This is a genomic window from Microcoleus sp. C2D2, assembly GCF_036702495.1.
Classification (GTDB): domain Bacteria; phylum Cyanobacteriota; class Cyanobacteriia; order Cyanobacteriales; family Microcoleaceae; genus Microcoleus.
Genome location: NZ_JAUBTO010000158.1, coordinates 1 through 17,751 on the forward strand (window position 1 = coordinate 1; position 17,751 = coordinate 17,751).

The window sequence follows — 17,751 nt, forward strand, 5'->3', positions numbered from 1 at the left end:
CACTTACTGGGCTAGTTTTTCTAGCCCATCATACTTCCTGCTTTTTGTCAACCTTTTTTACTGGACTGGCGCTCTAGGAGCCGAAATAAAGCCCCGTTTTAAGGGGCGTAGCTTCCTAATTCCCTTTTTGGGCTTCTTTACCCTCAATCATCTCCAAAAGTGCCTCTACATCAGCAAGCGAGGATGTCGATTTCTTCCTTTTAGCCTTCAACTGGTTAAGCAGGTTGGCTGCCTCTGGTAGTTCACTTTGCACCCGCAGGTTATCTAACTCGTTCTGCAACCGTTCAACCTCATCCTTTAACTGTTTCACTTCATCACTTGAATCGCCTGTGTCAGGTGATTTTTATTTTATTTGCTTACTTTGCCTTGTCTAGCGTTTAGCTAGTTACCCAACTTTTTAGGCAACCGCTTATGCAACCCTGGTTTAACCGCTTATGGAAATGGTATTAATCCTCATGTAACCGTTTATGGAAATGGTCAACAACCTGTTCTGTAACCTTTAGGTAACCTTTAGGCAACCTTTAGGCAACCGCTTATGGAAACGGTGTTAGTCTTCCCAAAACCCCTCAAACCTTTGGGGTGATAGTTGGGAGTAGCGGACGGTGTGGTGTCGCTAAAGTTAGACTAGAAATCTTCTAGAATTTACCGATCATAAAAGTAAGCTAGCTCAACGTCTGAAACGACGTAAATACGTTAGCAAGCTAGAAACAGTCTAGAAACTAGAGTCGCAATGGCTGGAAGTATTGATTTTACTTTAATTTTTCCGATTTCTGTATATTGGGCAGCAAATCCGCTGGTAGCAGAGATTGATGAGATTGCGGCGGGTTCTTTTAAATTGCGACAACCTCCTGAAATTAAAGGTACGGGTTATGTTGTCAAGTCTTTGGAGGCGGCACTTTGGGCGTTTTACAACAGTTCTTCTTTTGCTGAAGGCTGTTTGTTGGCTGTGAATTTGGGCGACGACGCGGATACCACTGGTGCGGTTTACGGACAGTTGGCGGGGGCTTTTTACGGAGAATCTGGTATACCGTCCAAATGGATCTCGCAATTGGTCGATCGTACTTTAATTGCATCTTTTGGCGATCGGCTCTTCTCTCTATCTAGTTAAAATGGATCGAGATTTGCCATGTAACGCCATCTTCAAAAATATCTGGTGACATAAAAATGACTTCTTACAAAATTAGCCAAGAGATTTAACGAGTCAAGGAACAACGCCTCACTAAATTATATTTGAGCCGTAATTCATTAACCGAAATTCCGACCGAGGTGTTTGAGTTGGAATGGTTGGAAACGTTGAATTTAAGAGAAAACCAACTGACGAGCGTACCAGACGCGATCGCCCATATGACCTATTTATCCGAACTTAATTTAACTTTAAACCAAATAACTAGCGTACCAGATGCTATAAGCAGTATGACCAATTTATCGGAACTTAATTTAACTTTAAACCAACTGACTATCGTGCCAGAAGCTATCACCCGTATGACCTATTTATCCGTACTGGATTTACGTGGAAATAAACTGACAAGCCTACCAGATGCTATCAGCCGTATGATGAATTTATCTTATCTAGATTTAGCTTGCAACCAACTGACTAGCGTACCAGAAGCTATCAGCCGTATGACCAATTTATCCGTACTTTATTTAGCTCGGAACCCCCTCGAAGACCCCCCAATTGAAATTGCAGAACAAGGTATTGACGCGATCCGGGAATATTTCCGTCAAAAGCAAGCAGGAGAAGACAAACGGATTTAAAGTCAAAAGTGTTTAGGCTAATGGGTGATCGTGAAAGTTTCTAATAATTAATGAAAATGGCGCTCGCCCAATTACGGTTAATTGGTAATCTGTGAGGCAAGGTTTTAAATCTAAGGTGACAATTCCCAGGAAGCAGATAAATAATTGTATAGCCGGGTTCACCGAAATCTTTGCTACCCACCGACAAATAAGATCGACCCGTTCCATCCCCTCCAGAAACTACCAACTTGAGTTAACATAGATAAATTTACGCACACATTTCTGGTTGAGGGTTAATACAATGGTACTGGAAGCCCCGTCTATCACAGCCAAACCAACCGTCACCTGGGAACCCCTACCGGCTAACTTCGTATTACCCGACGATCCGGTAGAAAATATTCAACAACCTTCTCTCGCGGCTGCTCTCACCGATGCACTGGGAGCCGCAGGATGTATCCAGCCAGAAATGCTAATTGCCTCTAATTTGGGGCTAGTCGCAACTATCAATAAAAACATTGTCGTCAAAGCTCCAGACTGGTTTTATGTGCCGCAAGTGCATCCTCTAGCAGATGGGGTAATTCGCCGTAGTTATACTCCTCACACTGATGGTGCTAATGTGGCGCGATCGTGATGGAGTTTCTCTCGGAAGCAGAGGGAGGAGAACTATCGGTCAGAGCAACTCCGCCCTATGGAAAACTCCACTTTTACCGAAAAATTGGGTTTAAAGCCCTGCCCTTCTAGGGCAGCTTTTTTCTTATAAATCGTGTTGTCCCTTTGTAACAGTATGGTACAATACTGAAACAAGGAGGTACTACAAGTGTTTTCTCTAACCTACGAGTTTAAGCTCAAACCTACCTTCAGCCAAGTTTCACTGTTTGAAGACTGGCTAGAACAGTGTCGGCGCGTGTATAACTACGCACTTGCTCAACGGAAGGCTTGGTATAAGTCTCGTAGTTGCCTGGTTAATGCTTGTTCCCTACATTCCGAGTACATTATTCCTGCTGATGCTAAGCGTCCTACTTATGCTTCTCAGTGCAAAAGTTTAACAGCAGCAAAAGAAAAAATCCCCGCTTTGAGGGTAGTTCAATCGCAAGTTCTACAACAAACACTTAAACGATTAGAACAAGCTTTTGTTTCAATGTGGGCGAGAAACTTTGGCTTTCCTCGGTACAAGAAGCCTGGTCGCTGTAAATCTTTTGTTTTTCCACAACTGGGGAAATCGCCTTTGAAAAACGGCATGATTAACCTACCTAAAATAGGTTGGGTTAAGTTCCGACAATCAAGGGAGATACCTGGTGATTCCTTGGTGAAACAAGCTCGAATTGTTAAACGAGCTAGCGGTTGGTACGTGATGCTTAGTTTGCAATGGGGTGTATCTGTACCTCAACCAACACCATCACCAGAAGCAGTAGGAATCGACGTAGGATTAATCAGTTTTATCGCTACATCATCTGGGCTAACACTACCAAGACCGAGGTTTTTTGTAGACCTTCAACGCAAGCTTAAATTGCTGCAACAAAGAGTCAACAGAAAGAAACTTGGGTCAAATAATTGGCGTAAAGCTCAAACGAAAGTGGCAAAACTCCATGAACATATAAGCAACACCCGCAAGAACTTTCATTGGCGTACTGCTCACTTGCTTTGCAATCAGGCAGGAATGATATTTGTTGAAGACTTAAATTGCAAAGCTCTAGCTGCGGGAATGTTAGCCAAGCACTGCCTAGATGCGGCTTGGGGACAATTCTTCAACATCCTGAAACAGTGTTGTTTTAAGCGTGGAGTCTTTTTCATGGAAGTTGACTCTAGAAAAACCAGTCAAATTTGCCCTAACTGTGGAGTTGAGACAGGTAAAAAACATTTGTCAGAACGTACCCACAAATGTAATAGCTGCGGGTATACAACTGATAGAGATGTTGCCGCAGCCCAAGTAGTTCTACGACGAGGACTTGCAGCGGTAGGACATACCGTCAAGATGCTTCCCGGAGGGCAAGGTCGTTGGACTCCCTACGAGTTAAGAATCTTCGCGCTTATAGGGCGGAGAGTGTCAACCAACCATCTCAGAATAGGCGCAACCACAGGCAGATTGCGTCTACAAAACGCTATATTTTGTTGTTCGTAAGTCCTGAATCGAAAATCAAAAATCGAAAATCAATTGACGTGTGTAGCAATTCGTGATATCCTTATCCGCATTTATCTCGATATAAAAAATATTTATGAATAAATCTTAAGTTTTAATTAAATTTAGTATTATAATTTTTGTAACTTCCAACTAAGTATTTATTCTCAATATGATAGCGGATCAATTTCCTTGGCTGACCGCAATAGTCATCCTACCCCTGATAGCTTCCCTCGCCATCCCTTTTCTGCCCGATACAGGTGGCAAAACCGTGCGCTGGTATGCCCTAGGCGTAGGTATTGCAGATTTTGTATTAATGTGCTGGGTGTTTTGGACTCATTACGATCCGAGCATCTCTACTTTCCAAATCGTCGAGCAATATCCCTGGATACCTTCTTTAGGCCTCAACTGGTCTGTTTCCGTTGACGGACTGTCTGTTCCGCTGGTACTGTTGGCGGGATTGGTGACGACACTATCAATCTTTGCAGCCTGGGAAGTCGATCGCAAGCCGCGACTCTTCTACTTCCTGATGCTGGTGATGTACTCCGCACAAATAGGAGTGTTCGTCGCCCAAGACATCATGCTGCTGTTCATTGTCTGGGAACTAGAACTAATTCCGGTGTACCTACTAATCTCGATTTGGGGCGGACAAAACCGCCGCTACGCAGCTACCAAATTCTTGATTTACACCGCGGGCGCTTCCATCTTTATTTTAATAGCTGCCTTAGCAATGGCATTCTACGGCGGAGGCACCCCCACCTTCGACATGGTAGAACTAGGCTTGAAGGACTACCCACTGGGTTTAGAATTACTGCTTTATGCGGGATTGTTAATTGCCTTCGGTGTGAAACTGGCGATTTTCCCCTTCCACACTTGGCTACCTGATGCCCACGGTGAAGCATCTTCTCCCGTGTCGATGATTCTGGCCGGCGTATTGCTGAAAATGGGCGGATACGGACTGATTCGCCTGAATTTGGAACTTCTTCCCCAAGCACACGTTTACTTTGCACCGATTATGGCGGTGCTCGGCGTGGTCAATATTATCTACGGCGCGCTGAATTCCTTCGGCCAATCGAACATGAAGCGCCGCTTAGCGAATTCGTCGATTTCTCACATGGGATTCGTGTTGTTGGGTATTGCTTCCTTCACGGATTTGGGAATCAACGGGGCGCTGTTGCAAATGATTTCCCACGGTTTAATCGCCTCAGTATTGTTCTTCCTGGCTGGCGTTACTTACGATCGCACCCATACAATGATTATGGACGAGATGGGCGAGATTGGGAAAGTCATGCCGAAAGTGTTTGCCTTGTTTACCGCAGGCGCGATGGCATCCTTGGCACTCCCGGGAATGAGCGGTTTTGCTAGCGAATTATCAGTGTTTGTGGGCGTCGCAACTAGCGATATGTACAGCGGTTCTTTCCGGGCGGTGACAGTGTTCCTGGCGGCAGTAGGACTGATTTTGACGCCGATTTATTTGCTCTCGATGCTGCGACAGTTATTTTACAACTGTGGGAGACTAGCGGCTTGCGACCTTGAGGATCTAAATTTGCAGAATCAGAGAAAGAATCTGGATGAAGCGGTTTGTTTTGGTAATAGTTGCGTTTTGCCTGGTGATGCACCGTTTATTGATGCTAAACCTCGGGAAGTGGCGATCGCATTTTGCTTTTTGATACCGATTGTCGGCATTGGTTTTTATCCCAACATGGCGATGCAAGTCTACGACGCGAAGACTGTGGCGGTGAACGCAGAAGTCCGCCAATCTTACATCCAAATCGCTCAAAACAATCCTCAGATTTATGCGAACGGATTTTTGGTTCCCAAAATTGCCCAAGCTCAAAAAGCGCCGACTTTGGGCAAAATTACAGGGTCTGAATCTGCATCGCTTTTTGGCATTGTCAAATAATTTTATCGAATTCTGTTTGTGTTGAAAATCGGGCGATCGCTTTTGTGACTGGGGCGATCGCTTTTTTGTTAGCACTGAATTTCTGCAATAATCTGCGCCAGATTTTCCCTAGCATATCCCACCTCAAGAATCGATTTATCCTCGATATCGGAGGCAACTTTGGTCAGGATATTTAGCGGTTCTTCCAAGCCTCTAGTTTTCGCAAACAAAACTTGCAGCCGATTTTTCACTAATTCTAAAATAGAGCGACTTCGCTCCTCTTTACCGCCTTTTCCTTTAGCAATACTGATGCTCAAGCTGTGACTTTTCAACAGCCGCATTCTTTCTATTCCTTGCGTCTTAACTGTCTCCAAAACCTCCGCTCGAATCTGCTCCGCTAATCTGTCGCTCACATATTGCACGATCAAAGGCTGAAGCATAAAAACAGTTTCTGTGCCATCATTTATTTTTTCAATTACCGAGCGACGACCCAGAGAATCGAGATTTTTTAGCAAATCCGAAAGCGATAAATTGACCAAGATATGCTCTCGCAAAGTCGCCAGGGAAATCGGACTTTGAGCAATAGCAATCCAGTAGGCAATCTCTAGTTCTGAACTCGACATTCGATCGAACTGCTGCGCGAGCAAATTGCTGATATGTTCTTCAACAAATAACGCCGTGGCTTCCAAAAACTTTAAAACATTCCCCTCGAAAAACTCGTGAATCGTTATCGCCACAATCTTCAACGCTAACAGATTGCCTCCGTACCGGGATAACAAGATTTCCCACTCTTTATCTTGAGCCGACAAACCTTTTTCTTGGAAAATCTCCCGCGCAATTTCCTCGGAAATAGCAGGTTTTAAAGACCGCACTTTTTCTCCCGCCAGCAAAGCCAGTTCCGTAGGTTCTTCCGCACTAACTAGCACCAAACAGCTATTGTGATTGACCTCACACAGCCGCACGATTAAATCTTGATATCCTTCGTAGCCTTCGCGGTAGTGTCCCGCTAATTCTTCGGGTCTGAGAACCGCTTCAAAATCGTCTAAAATTACCAGACAGCGGTGCTTCCGCAGCTCCTCGACCAAGCGCGAAATTTTCCCGTTGAGGTCGATCCTCTTCGAGGGCTCCGCTAACGGCACATCGGGTTTTTGTGGGTTAGAAAAAAGTTCAATTAAGTTAGTGAGGAAGTCGGATGGTGCTGGTGCCGATCGCAGCGATCGCCAAATCACCAAATCAAACTCATTCTGTACCTGTTTTGCCAACTGCACCGACAGAGTTGTTTTGCCACTACCAGCCAAACCCAGCAGCGCTACCAGGCGACAATTATCTGATACAACCCACTGCTTTAAAGTAGTTAATTCTTCAGTCCGTCCGTAAAAAACCGAAACATCCGGTGCTTGGCCCCAATCTTGCTGTCGGTGCCCGTAAGCGTTGCCCTCGGAGAGGATCGGCATCTTGAATAGAGATCCTTTACCTCGGGGACTAAAATCCCTCCCTCCCTGCTCAGTGTGGTATGAAAACAGCAACTGATGCCTCAATTCCGACAGCTTTCCAGGGCCGTTCCCCCCGATCTGAAACTTTTTGTAAACTTCGCCGAGTCTTTTGCGAACCGCGATGTCGCTAATGCCAAGCTTGGTTGCGATCGAAGCCGTAGATTGACCGTCGAGAGCCATAAACACAGTTTCTAACTCGGCATCTGTGACGCCGCGCTGTTTGGCGATCGTTTGCACAAAGTTTTGAGGAATCGGAGTAGTCAAGGTAGGAATCTCGCCTATACTAAAAAAAATCTCTCTTCTATTATATTCTGTGAGTTCTCGCGGGCGAGCAATTGAATCGAATCTGCAAACGTTCAGCTTGCTTTTTGCTGTTTGGGCAGTTTTAGATATTTATACCCCCTTATCGATTGCGATACCAGTTTCAACAAAGAATGCAACTGTATGCCCGCGATCCAAACCCATACAGAATCAGTCATTCCCAATTCTTCAATTCTTTAATTATTTAATCTAAAAGGGTATGAGGAACCGGGAATCGATCGCCATTAATTGTTGCTATGTCCCTACCCGTAGAACCTATTGTAGGGTGGGTGGAGGCGCGGCCATTAATCTGTAGAACCAAAGGATAAATGTCCAATCGCGCCACCGCCCACCGCGAACCAACAACCGGGTAAATTCACAATTCTTCAAAGCAGCGCTTTATCAGCCAAAAACCTTCGCACTAGAGCGGTATTCTTCCGTCGAAACCAGCCGCCAACTCCCATCGCCCAAAAGTTCCAAAACCTGCTGGTGATATTTCACTAAACTCACTCGGTGACCGACACTCACCAATGTAGTTTTAGTTGCTTGCAACTGCTCGTATAAATGTTGCTCGTTATCCAAATCCAAAGCACTTGTCGCCTCATCCAAAATAGCATATCGCGGTGCCGTCAACAACAATCTAGCAAAAGCTAAACGCTGCTGTTCTCCCAGCGACAAAATCTCCGCCCAATCTAAATCCGCATCAAAACCGCCCAATCTTTCCGGCAAATCTGCTAAGTTTACTGATGCCAAAACATGGCGCAATTTTTCCTCATCAACCTCGCTGCTGCTGTTGGGATAGAGAAGTTGCGATCGCAAACTGCCCAAAATCATATAAGGACGCTGCGGCAAAAACAGCATTTCTTCGAGTTCCGGCCGCGCCAAACGACCCGTTCCTGAGTCCCACAAACCCGCAATTGCCCGCAGCAAAGAACTCTTCCCAGCACCGCTTTGCCCGACAATTAATAGTCCTTCTCCAGGCGACACGGCTACCGACAAATCCCTAATTAAAGTCTTTTGCTGCTGCGGAGTATCTAAAGTAACGTGTTCCAGTGTCAATTGCGAACTTATAACTGTATCGATTGTTCTGAAGTCGAGTTGAACCCCACTTTTTTTATCTCTTAAAGACTCATTAAACGTGGCTAAACGATTAATTCCCGCTGCAAATAAACTCAAGCTTTCAATCCTATATACAACCAAAGAAAAGGCATCTAACACCTGACGAAAAGCAAATTCAGCTTGAGTAATATCGCCGTATCTGATCTCACCTGCAAAGTAGATAGAAGCCAGGAATAAAGAGGGAATAATATAAGTTGCATATCTATAGCTAACTCTAAAATATCCCAGATTCCGCTGCCAACCAATTAGGAAATTAAAGTTCCGAACTGCTTCTAAAAATCGGTGTTTTACCTGAGCAGATTCCTGTGCTTCTCCCCGGTAAAAAGCAATTGATTCTGCATTGTCCCGAATGTGAACCAATCCATAGCGAAAGTCAGCCTCTCTGGAGAGCTGATTGAAGTTCAAAAATATCAACCTTTTGCCAAAAATTACCATGACTGCCGTGCCAAAGACAGCATAAATAATTAGTCCGATCGAAAGGCCTTTGGAAATAGACCACAGAATGCCTGTAAAAGAAATAATATCGATAACTGCCCCCAATATCAGCAGCAAAAACTCTAAACTTGTGCTAGTGAAAGATTTGATATCTTCAGCAATCCGCTGGTCGGGATTGTCGATTTCCTTCTGAGAGTTGATTTCGTAATAAGCGCGGTTTTGAAAATAGCTACCCAGGAAACTATCAGTCATCCACTCTCGCCAGTACAATCCCAGTTTATCTTGGGTATACCCGTAAATAACAACTATCGGGGTACCGATAATAAAAACTCCAGCATAAACCCACATAAACCGCCAAAAAGTAATCTGATCTTTTTCAGCCAGCGCTGTCGTAAAAAAATTACTAATATAGCTAATGACTACGTTAATTCCGCTAACAGACAGCGACAAAAATAGCAGCAGAGCTAACATTATCCACTGCTTCCAGCGCGGTATCAACTTGCTTCTGAAAAAGACAAAAGCAGCCAGCGGGAGAATTAGCATTAAACCAACGATCGCAATTGTCGGTGAGTAGATAATTCCTTTTATCAATGTAGCTAAGCCAGCCGCAACCCCGTTAAAAGCCTCTGGAAAAAAAACTTGAGCACCCAAACTGACAACACTGACAGCCACAAACATAGCAGCGAACAGAAATATCAACAACAGCGCCACTAATCCCAAAAATACCCTGCCTCCCCCAGGCTCTAAAGGATAAAAGTAAGGCTGAGCTATCGCAATAAATCTCTCCCACAACAGACGGTCAAATCGATTCATCTTTGCTTTTTACAGAACAACTTCGACTTTTCTAACATATCAAGTTTTATTACACATTGCGGCAGTAATTATTCAAGAGTTTAGGTAAAAAATTGGTATTACCGAAAGACTGACATAGAATTAGTCTTTCGCCAGTAGGATTTGAAGGCACTTATGCCCAAGACAATAAAAGCAAGAGTTTCAACAATTAAGAACGTTCTCATCGTCAGGCCCATTGCTACATTTGCAGAGCAATTAGGCCGGGAGATCAAAAAAGTTGGGACGTTAGTTGTGGAGCAAATCTTAAATTTCAAATCGATCTAGCTGGAAAAAGTCGCGCTGTCGCCGGCCAACTCCGGCTGCGATTGGCTGCTGTAAAACCGCTGGCTAATCCCTAAAATTACTTGTTTCATTACCCAATACAAAACAGCAATTACTACAAAAGTTACAGCCATTACTAAAACCGGACGCTTGCCAATCAAATCGTTCATTACGGTGTTAACCAGCGTATCGGGGTTAGTAACAATGTCCCAAGTGTTGAAGCGTATAAATCGCCCTAAATAAATGCCGATCGCCGAAAGTGCGTGTATAGTTATCTCCGTTGCCAGGATAAATTTACTCCAACCCTGTTGCTTCAAATAGTAACCCAAATTCATCACCGACAGCACGTAAGCCCCAAACCCGACCAGCATAAACACCAGATACTGCGGGATCAAAGCTAGTGTCACAGTCCACACCGAGTTCCCCTCTTTAATCTGCTCGATCAGGTGAATTATATCCGTTAAAACGTAGGGCGCATTCGGCAAAAATGCGATAAACCCGAAAAAACCGCCCCACCAGCGGAGAGAGCGAACTCCGCGCTGCTGCAGTACCCAGATGTCTACAGCCATCAGTGCCAGCGTAATCGCGATCGCCCCCAAAACGTAAGTTTTGCCCACATCTTGCACAATATGCTTCAGATAGAACAAAACATGGCGCGTGCTGGGCAAAAAAGTAGCGCCCAGGAGAAAGCCCGTACCCCACAGCAGCCAGCGCGATCGAGGTTTGCGGAACAGCCAAAAACTCAGACCCAGCGGTACTAAAGCCAAAAACAAATTCCAAGACATCCAGCGGACATTGTATCCCATTGCTTCCAGCGCTTCCAGCATTAATCCCATCATGTCAATTTTTATACAGTTAAAGGTTTGATGCAGCACCGCTTCATTCGCAGCTTCAGTCTATTTTAGTCCTTAACTTGTAGGGTGCGTCAGCCTATGGCTCCGGGCGCTGCGCCTGAAAATCAGGATCTGCTGACGCACCCTACCAGTGTGGAGTCAATCTAATATCTCAAATCTCAAATCGACTGACGCACCCTACCAGTGTGGAGTCAATCTAATATCTCAAATCTCACATCTCAAATCTCAAATCGACTGACGCACCCTACCACTGTGGAGTCAATCTAATATCTCAAATTTCAAACCGACTGACGCACCCTACCACTGTGGAGTCAATCTAATATCTCAAATCTAAAACTGACTGACGCACCCTACCACTGTGGAGTCAATCTAAAATCTAAAATCTAAAATCTAAAATCTAAAATCTAAAATCGCCTGACGCACCCTAAGCTGTTGTGGCATTTAAATAGAATGTCAACAAACAATTCGGTGTCTTGTGGGGTGTCTCGCCCGCCCTGAATATGCAATTTAAATGCGTGACAGCTTACTACTTATACACTTTGTCGATCGGAATCTCAATCTGAAAAGTCGTTCCGCATCCTATGGAGGAAATACACTTAATCTTGCCGTTGTGCTTTTCCACCACAATCGAGTGCGCGATAGACATTCCCAACCCCGTACCTTTCCCCACAGCTTTTGTAGTAAAAAACGGGTTAAAAATTCGATCGACTATCTCCTGAGGCATACCCGTACCGTTGTCCGAAATTTCCACCATCACAGTGTTCTGGGCTGTTACACGAGTGCAAATAGCAATCCGGCCGCTATGAGTCTCCGATCGTGGAACCGATAACTTTTGATATCGTTCTTCAATAGCATCAATTCCATTAGCAATAATATTCATAAACACCTGATTCAGTTGGCTCGCATAGCACTCCACCAGCGGCAGTTGCCCAAACTCCTTAATTACTTCAATTTCCGGGCGGCTGTCGCGACTCTTCAAGCGGTGCTGCAAAATTAACAAAGTGCTTTCAATTCCCGCGTGAATATCGACCGGCTTCATTGCCGATTCGTCCAGCCGCGAGAAATTTCTGAGGGACAACACAATTTGCCGGATGCGCTCGGTTCCTACCTGCATCGAGCCCACAACTTTTCTTAAATCCTCAGCCATGAAATCCAAATCTATCTCTTGAATGCGATCGAAAATTTTTGAATTAGGTTCGGGATACTCCTGTTCGTAAAGACTTACCAGATCGAGCAACTGTTTTGTATACTGGTTGAGATAATCAATGTTAGCGTGAATGAAGTTAACGGGATTATTAATTTCGTGAGCGATGCCGGCCACTAATTGCCCCAAAGAAGACATTTTTTCTGTTTGAATGAGCTGAGTTTGAGTAGAGCGCAATGACCGCAGCGCTGACTCTAAATCTCGAGCTTTTTCTCTTTCTCGTCCCTCGCTTTGCCGCAGTGCTTCCTCTGCTTGCTTGCGAGTCGTAATATCCTGGGAAACTCCAATTATTACCTTAGCCTGACCCTCCGCATTCCTACTAAAAATAGTATCCCGACTTTGCAGCCACAAAAATTGACCGTCTGCTGCCCGTATCCGGTACTCAATTTCCCTAGTTTCGCCATCTTCAATTACTCCAAAGCTCGCGAAATGTTTCATGATTTTAGGCAAATCTTCCGGGTGTATTAACTGAGGAATGAGTGACGAATCCATCGCTGTAATTTCGTCGCTGGTATAGCCCAAAAGCGCGAACATAGAAGTATTAGTGTAGATATTTCGCTCTTCTTCCAAGTCGTAGAGATACAAAATACCGGGAGTAGCATCGGCTACTTTTTTAATGAACTGCTGGCTTTCTTGCAAAGCTAACTCAGCTTGCTTGCGATCGGTAACATCAACAGCGATGCCGTCCCAAAAACAAGCGCCGTTTTCTTTAGCTTCAGGACGGGAAACTATCTGAAACCAGCGAATCTTGCCTGAAGGTAGCACCATCCGTCCTTCCCACTGCCAAGGTTGCAAAGTCTGGGCAGAAATAGCAACAGATTCGTCATGATTTTGGAGGTCGTCGGGATGAATCAAATTTCTTACCAAAGCCGCATTTTGCAGAACATCTTCGGGTTCTAACTCCAAAAGTTCTCGGCAAGCAGGACTTATGTAAGGAAAACTGAAAGACCCATCTGCACGCAACAAATATTGATAAATTATTCCCGGCAAATTAGCAGACAGCTTTTGGTATCTTGCCTCGCTTTCCCGCAGTGCTTCCTCTGCTTGTTTGGGTTCCGTGATGTCAGTAATTGAACCAACCATGCGGACTGCTTTTCCAGATGCGTCCCACAAAGCTTGTCCCCGACTCAATATCCATTTGTAGGCGCTATTGTAGCACCAGCAGCGGTATTCGACGATGTAATGCGGCGTTTTCTTGTTTAAATGGTCTTGGAGAGCTTGCATTACTAAGGCTAAATCGTCGGGATGCGTGCCCTTGTTCAATTCGTCAAAGTAATCGAGAATGGGGCTGTGTTCGTCGTCTCCGGTGATTTCCTTAAATCTATCGGACAGGAATAGTTCCCCTGTTTGCAAGTTCCAGTCCCAAATGCCGTCATTGTTGCCTTTGAGTGCTAACTGCCAGCGTTCTTCAGTTTGCATCAATTGAGCAGTTCTCTGTTTGACTCTATTTTCTAGTTCTTGATTGAGTTGTTTGAGACTTTCCTCTGCCTGGTTGCGTTCGATCGCAATTCCTGCTAAATTCATCGCCGCTTCTATCAATTGCATATCAAAATTTTTGGGCGGGCGCGGTTGGGAATAATACATTCCAAAAGTTCCCAAAACTTGACCCTGAGATGAGAAAATAGGAGTAGACAAGCAAGATCTCAGTCCAAAACTCAAGGCTAAATCTCGATAATTTTCCCATAAAGAATCGCTGGCAATATCTGTAACGATCACCTGTTGGCGGGTAAAGGCAGCAGTGCCGCAGGAGCCTACATCCGGGCCGATGGCTCTGCCATGAATAGCAGCATTGTAACTGTCGGGCAAACTGGGCGCGGCTCCGTGCAGTAAATGTTCGCCATCTGGAGCTAGAAGCAATATCGAACCGATGACATCTCTAGATTGCTGTTCGATAATTTCAACTAAAGTATTTAAAGTATCGCCAAGAGGAGCGCCCTTAGCAATCATTTCTAAAATTTGTTTTTGACCGGTCAACCAACTTTCAGCTTGCTTGCGCTCCGTAATGTCGCGGGCAACCCACAGAACCGTGTTTTCTTTCATTGGCGAAATGGTAGCGGCAAACCACTTTTGTAAGCTGGCAATTTCCAGGTTATATTCAAAAGTACAGGTTTGATTTGTAGCGAGGGCGGTGCGAATTTCCTCCAGAAAAAACTTTACCGTTTCTGGAGCGAATAAATCGTTAATTTTTTTACCGGCAAATTCCGCCGTCGGCTTGTACAATAATTGGGGATTGGTCGGGGCAACTTTCAGGAACCGTCCCTCAATATCGATCTCGAAAATTACGTCGTTCATGGCAGCGAACAAAGCTCGAAGTTCCGATTCAGAAGCTTGCAGGGCGATTTCAGCTTGTTTGCGATCGCTAATATCCGTCCCGATACAAAGCAGTCCTGCCACATTTCCCTTCGCATCTAGTAAAGGTTTATTTGTCCACGCTATCCACACCCTTTCTCCATTGCTGCGGATGTTTTCATTTTCGTTTTGGAAGTATTTTTCCTGCTGTGCCAAACAGTCTCGAATCTTTGTCGCGAGGTCACTTTCAAATAAATCTGTTTTGGGTATAATTGTGCCGATCGCACTTTTGCCGATGATTTCGGCTTCTGAATACCCGAAAAAAGTTTCAGCACACTCGTTAAAAAAAGTAATGTTGCCTTCACTGTCTAACTGCACAATCATGCTGTTAGAATTCTCAACCAATTGCCGGTACTTAGCTTCGCTTGCCCGCAGCTTCACAGGGCCATACACCCATGTAAAAACCGCCACCCCGCTGAAAACAGCCAGCAAGCCGCCTCCAAATAGCAGCCACCCCCGAAACGGCGAATTCGCACGCCATCCCCCCGCCGGAATTGCTGCCAACTGCCAGGAACCGTTGGGCAAAGTGACTTCCAGCAGCACGGGATTGTTCTGAAAAATTGACCCGTCACCGAAAAACACTGCGCCGGATGCTCCCCTCCCGTCTTTGCCCCGCAGAGAGTATTGCAGCTTGGCCGAGGAGTCGTTGAGTCCCGCTTCCTCAATTACAGTATTTTTGTCGATAATCAGGCTTGTCAAGCCCCAGTAAACTGCTGTTTCGGGATCGGCGCCGGAGGCTGTGAGAAAAATGGGCGATCGGCTGATGAACGTCATGTCCCCCTCCAATAATTTCACGGGCCCTGCAAGCAAACTTTTTTTGGTGTCGATGACATCTTTGACCATTTGTCGGTGTTCGGGTAGCGCCGTCAAGTCCACCCCGAGCACCCCTTCATTTCCCTCCCGCGGATAAATGTAAGCGATCGTCGTGCCTTTAACTAAATTTATGGCGCGAATGCCGGTTTGCTGTGCCACCAGAATTCTCGCCGTCGCTGCAAACTCCGCTTCGGTGATGTTTGGGTTGTTGGAAACGTAAGCCACCAAACCCCGGCTCAGAAATAGCCGCGAATTTAAAGAGCTTTCGAGCTTAGAACGGACCGTGCTGAGCCGATCGAGCGTCGTAGCGCGGTTGTACTGCAAAAACCGCTGTTGTTCCGATCTATCTAAAATGCCAACTCCCACCAAAATTGCTAGTGATGCCGAAATTGCGGCTAAATACGGTGAAATTTGGAACTTTTTAACCTTAAAGTATTCCATCTGCAGGCGGTTAAGGTATATTTTTACGTCTTTAGACAGATATAGTTTAGTTTCATTTATCTAAGCAGATGCAAGATTTCCGGGATACCGGGCTTCTCGCAAGCGGGCGCGAGTTGTTTGTGTTCTAGGAGGCCCGCCGAACGTCGGCGAGAGGCAAGCCTCTCACCATCAATTCTCTGGAAAAAGTTTTAAATATACCATCGACTGACCGAAAGTAATGTGGTCATAAGCCCCCGGATTCATTCCGAAAGCAGGCTCAGGACGGATCGATCTAAAATCTAAAATCTAAAATCTAAAATTGGTTGACTCGCCATTTATCGGGTAGGGTGCGCGCTGCTTCACCCTACTCGGTGGGGTGCGCGCACCCGAAACACGGGAGTTATTGGCTAAAATAGGGTTAGCAATAATTTTTTTCAGCGCTGGGCGCGAATCATTCATAGGGGCAATTTGATGCAAGAACAGTTGATGGAAGCGATCGCACCTTACCGCGATCGCGTAGATTATCTAGAAGTTCGCCTCGAACAAAGCGAGTCAACTGCGATTAGTTTTCGCGGCCCTCAGTTAGATGCTGTCAACCGCAGTTTTAGTCTCGCCGGCGGCATCCGCGCCTGTCACAAAGGCGGCTGGAGTTTTGTAACTTTTAACGGTTTAGCTGAGTTAAAAGACCGCATTGAAGAAGCTGTAGTGCAGTCTCGTTTGGTGGGCAGCGAAAAAACTCTACTAGCAGATGTCACCCCGATTCAAGATTATGTAGCGGTGGAATTGGGCCGCGATCCGCGCTCTATTACTTTAGCCCAAAAGCGGAAATTGCTCGAATCTTACAACCAGTTGCTGTTAGATTACGACCCGCGAATTCAGACGACAATGACTGGTTACAGCGACAGGTTCGGAATTACTTATTTTGTGAATTCTCAAGGCACTTGCATCGCTCAAGAGCGCTTGGACGTGACCGGGCGTTTCGGGGCGATCGCCCGCGGCGAGGGTGGTGTCGTCCGCCAAGGGTTTGAGTCGATTCATTCGCGATCGGATTACGATGTCTTGACAAATATTGAAGATCGTGTTAAAAGTGCTGCCGTTCGAGCAGTGGGCCAACTAGAGGCAAAATCGGTAAAAGGCGGTCAGTATCCGGTGATTTTAGACCCTTATTTGTCGGGGGTTTTTATTCACGAAGCTTTCGGGCATTTGTCGGAAGCAGACGGCATTTACGAAAACCCGAAAATGCAGGAATTGTTGACTTTGGGCAAGCCGGTGGCGATCGAACAATTGAATGTAATTGACGACGCAACTGTACCGGGATTGCCGGGAACTTTGAAATACGACGACGAAGGCGTGCCGGCTCAGTGCAAGCATTTAATTAAAAATGGAGTTTTAACGACTCGAATGCACAATCGCGAGACTGCGGGCAAAATGGGCGAAAGTCCGACGGGAAATGCCCGGGCTCTGAGCGCTACTTTTATGCCTTTGGTGCGGATGACTAATACTGCGATCGAGTCTGGCGAACATTCTTTTGACGAAATGGTTGCCGACATTGACGAAGGAGTGTATGCAGTGCGGATGTTGGGAGGACAAACCAACGGCGAAATGTTTACCTTTGCGGCGGCTCAAGGTTTTATGATTCGCGACGGCAAATTGGCCGAACCGGTGAGCGATGTCACTTTAAGCGGCAATGTATTTCAGACGTTAAAAGATATTGAGTCTATAGGAAACGACTCGGTTTATGCCTGCGGCGGTTGCGGTAAAGGCGGCCAGAACGGTTTGGCCGTAAGTGTCGGCGGCCCCCATTTGCGCATTAAAAATGTTGTAGTCGGAGGAAGGTAATCCTTAGTCATTAGTCATTAGTCATTAGTCATTAGTCATTAGTCATTAGTCATTAGTCATTAGTCATTAGTCATTAGTCA

General features: G+C 45.5%; 10 protein-coding genes and 1 pseudogene. 6 read left to right on the top strand and 5 right to left on the bottom strand.

Going from position 1 to position 17,751, the window contains the following annotated elements:
* Positions 1-115: 115 nt before the first annotated feature.
* On the bottom strand, positions 116-310 hold the full coding sequence (locus QUB61_RS32335; RefSeq protein ID WP_333134406.1) for a hypothetical protein: 195 nt from the start codon (positions 308-310) through the stop codon (positions 116-118).
* A gap of 420 nt (positions 311-730) precedes the next feature.
* Here QUB61_RS32335 and QUB61_RS32340 point away from each other — a divergent pair, with 420 nt between their 5' ends.
* The 5 genes and pseudogenes from QUB61_RS32340 (at position 731) to QUB61_RS32360 (ending at position 5,753) form a co-directional block, all read left to right on the top strand.
* Complete coding sequence (locus QUB61_RS32340; RefSeq protein WP_445300308.1) at positions 731-1,108, top strand: ADP-ribosylglycohydrolase family protein; 378 nt, start codon at positions 731-733, stop codon at positions 1,106-1,108.
* Between the two features lie 113 nt (positions 1,109-1,221).
* Positions 1,222-1,755, top strand: a pseudogene (locus QUB61_RS32345) (leucine-rich repeat domain-containing protein); the annotation flags it as partial.
* A gap of 280 nt (positions 1,756-2,035) precedes the next feature.
* Positions 2,036-2,365 carry a hypothetical protein gene (locus QUB61_RS32350; RefSeq protein ID WP_333134404.1) on the top strand — a complete coding sequence of 110 codons (330 nt, stop codon included), beginning with the start codon at positions 2,036-2,038 and terminating at the stop codon, positions 2,363-2,365.
* A 186-nt stretch (positions 2,366-2,551) separates the two neighbouring features.
* Positions 2,552-3,853 (top strand): transposase, encoded by a 1,302-nt coding sequence (locus QUB61_RS32355; protein WP_333134402.1) that lies wholly within the window; start codon positions 2,552-2,554, stop codon positions 3,851-3,853.
* A gap of 169 nt (positions 3,854-4,022) precedes the next feature.
* Positions 4,023-5,753, top strand: coding sequence for an NAD(P)H-quinone oxidoreductase subunit 4 (locus QUB61_RS32360; protein WP_333134400.1), 1,731 nt, complete (start codon positions 4,023-4,025; stop codon positions 5,751-5,753).
* Positions 5,754-5,821: 68 nt separating this feature from the next.
* Here QUB61_RS32360 and QUB61_RS32365 read toward each other — a convergent pair whose 3' ends face one another.
* From QUB61_RS32365 to QUB61_RS32380, 4 genes are all read right to left on the bottom strand, one after another.
* Positions 5,822-7,489: an NB-ARC domain-containing protein gene (locus tag QUB61_RS32365; RefSeq protein ID WP_333134398.1), complete on the bottom strand. Its 1,668-nt coding sequence runs from the start codon at positions 7,487-7,489 to the stop codon at positions 5,822-5,824.
* Between the two features lie 438 nt (positions 7,490-7,927).
* The gene (locus tag QUB61_RS32370) at positions 7,928-9,892 is read right to left on the bottom strand and encodes an ABC transporter ATP-binding protein/permease (RefSeq protein WP_333134396.1); all 1,965 of its coding nucleotides are present in this window, start codon (positions 9,890-9,892) and stop codon (positions 7,928-7,930) included.
* A gap of 299 nt (positions 9,893-10,191) precedes the next feature.
* The gene (locus QUB61_RS32375; RefSeq protein ID WP_445300309.1) at positions 10,192-11,031 is read right to left on the bottom strand and encodes a DUF1361 domain-containing protein; all 840 of its coding nucleotides are present in this window, start codon (positions 11,029-11,031) and stop codon (positions 10,192-10,194) included.
* A gap of 541 nt (positions 11,032-11,572) precedes the next feature.
* Positions 11,573-15,853 (bottom strand): PAS domain S-box protein, encoded by a 4,281-nt coding sequence (locus QUB61_RS32380; RefSeq protein WP_333134392.1) that lies wholly within the window; start codon positions 15,851-15,853, stop codon positions 11,573-11,575.
* Positions 15,854-16,303: 450 nt separating this feature from the next.
* On the opposite strand from QUB61_RS32380, the gene QUB61_RS32385 reads away from it, so the two are divergent.
* Complete coding sequence (locus QUB61_RS32385) at positions 16,304-17,671, top strand: TldD/PmbA family protein (protein WP_333134390.1); 1,368 nt, start codon at positions 16,304-16,306, stop codon at positions 17,669-17,671.
* Positions 17,672-17,751 lie beyond the last annotated feature (80 nt).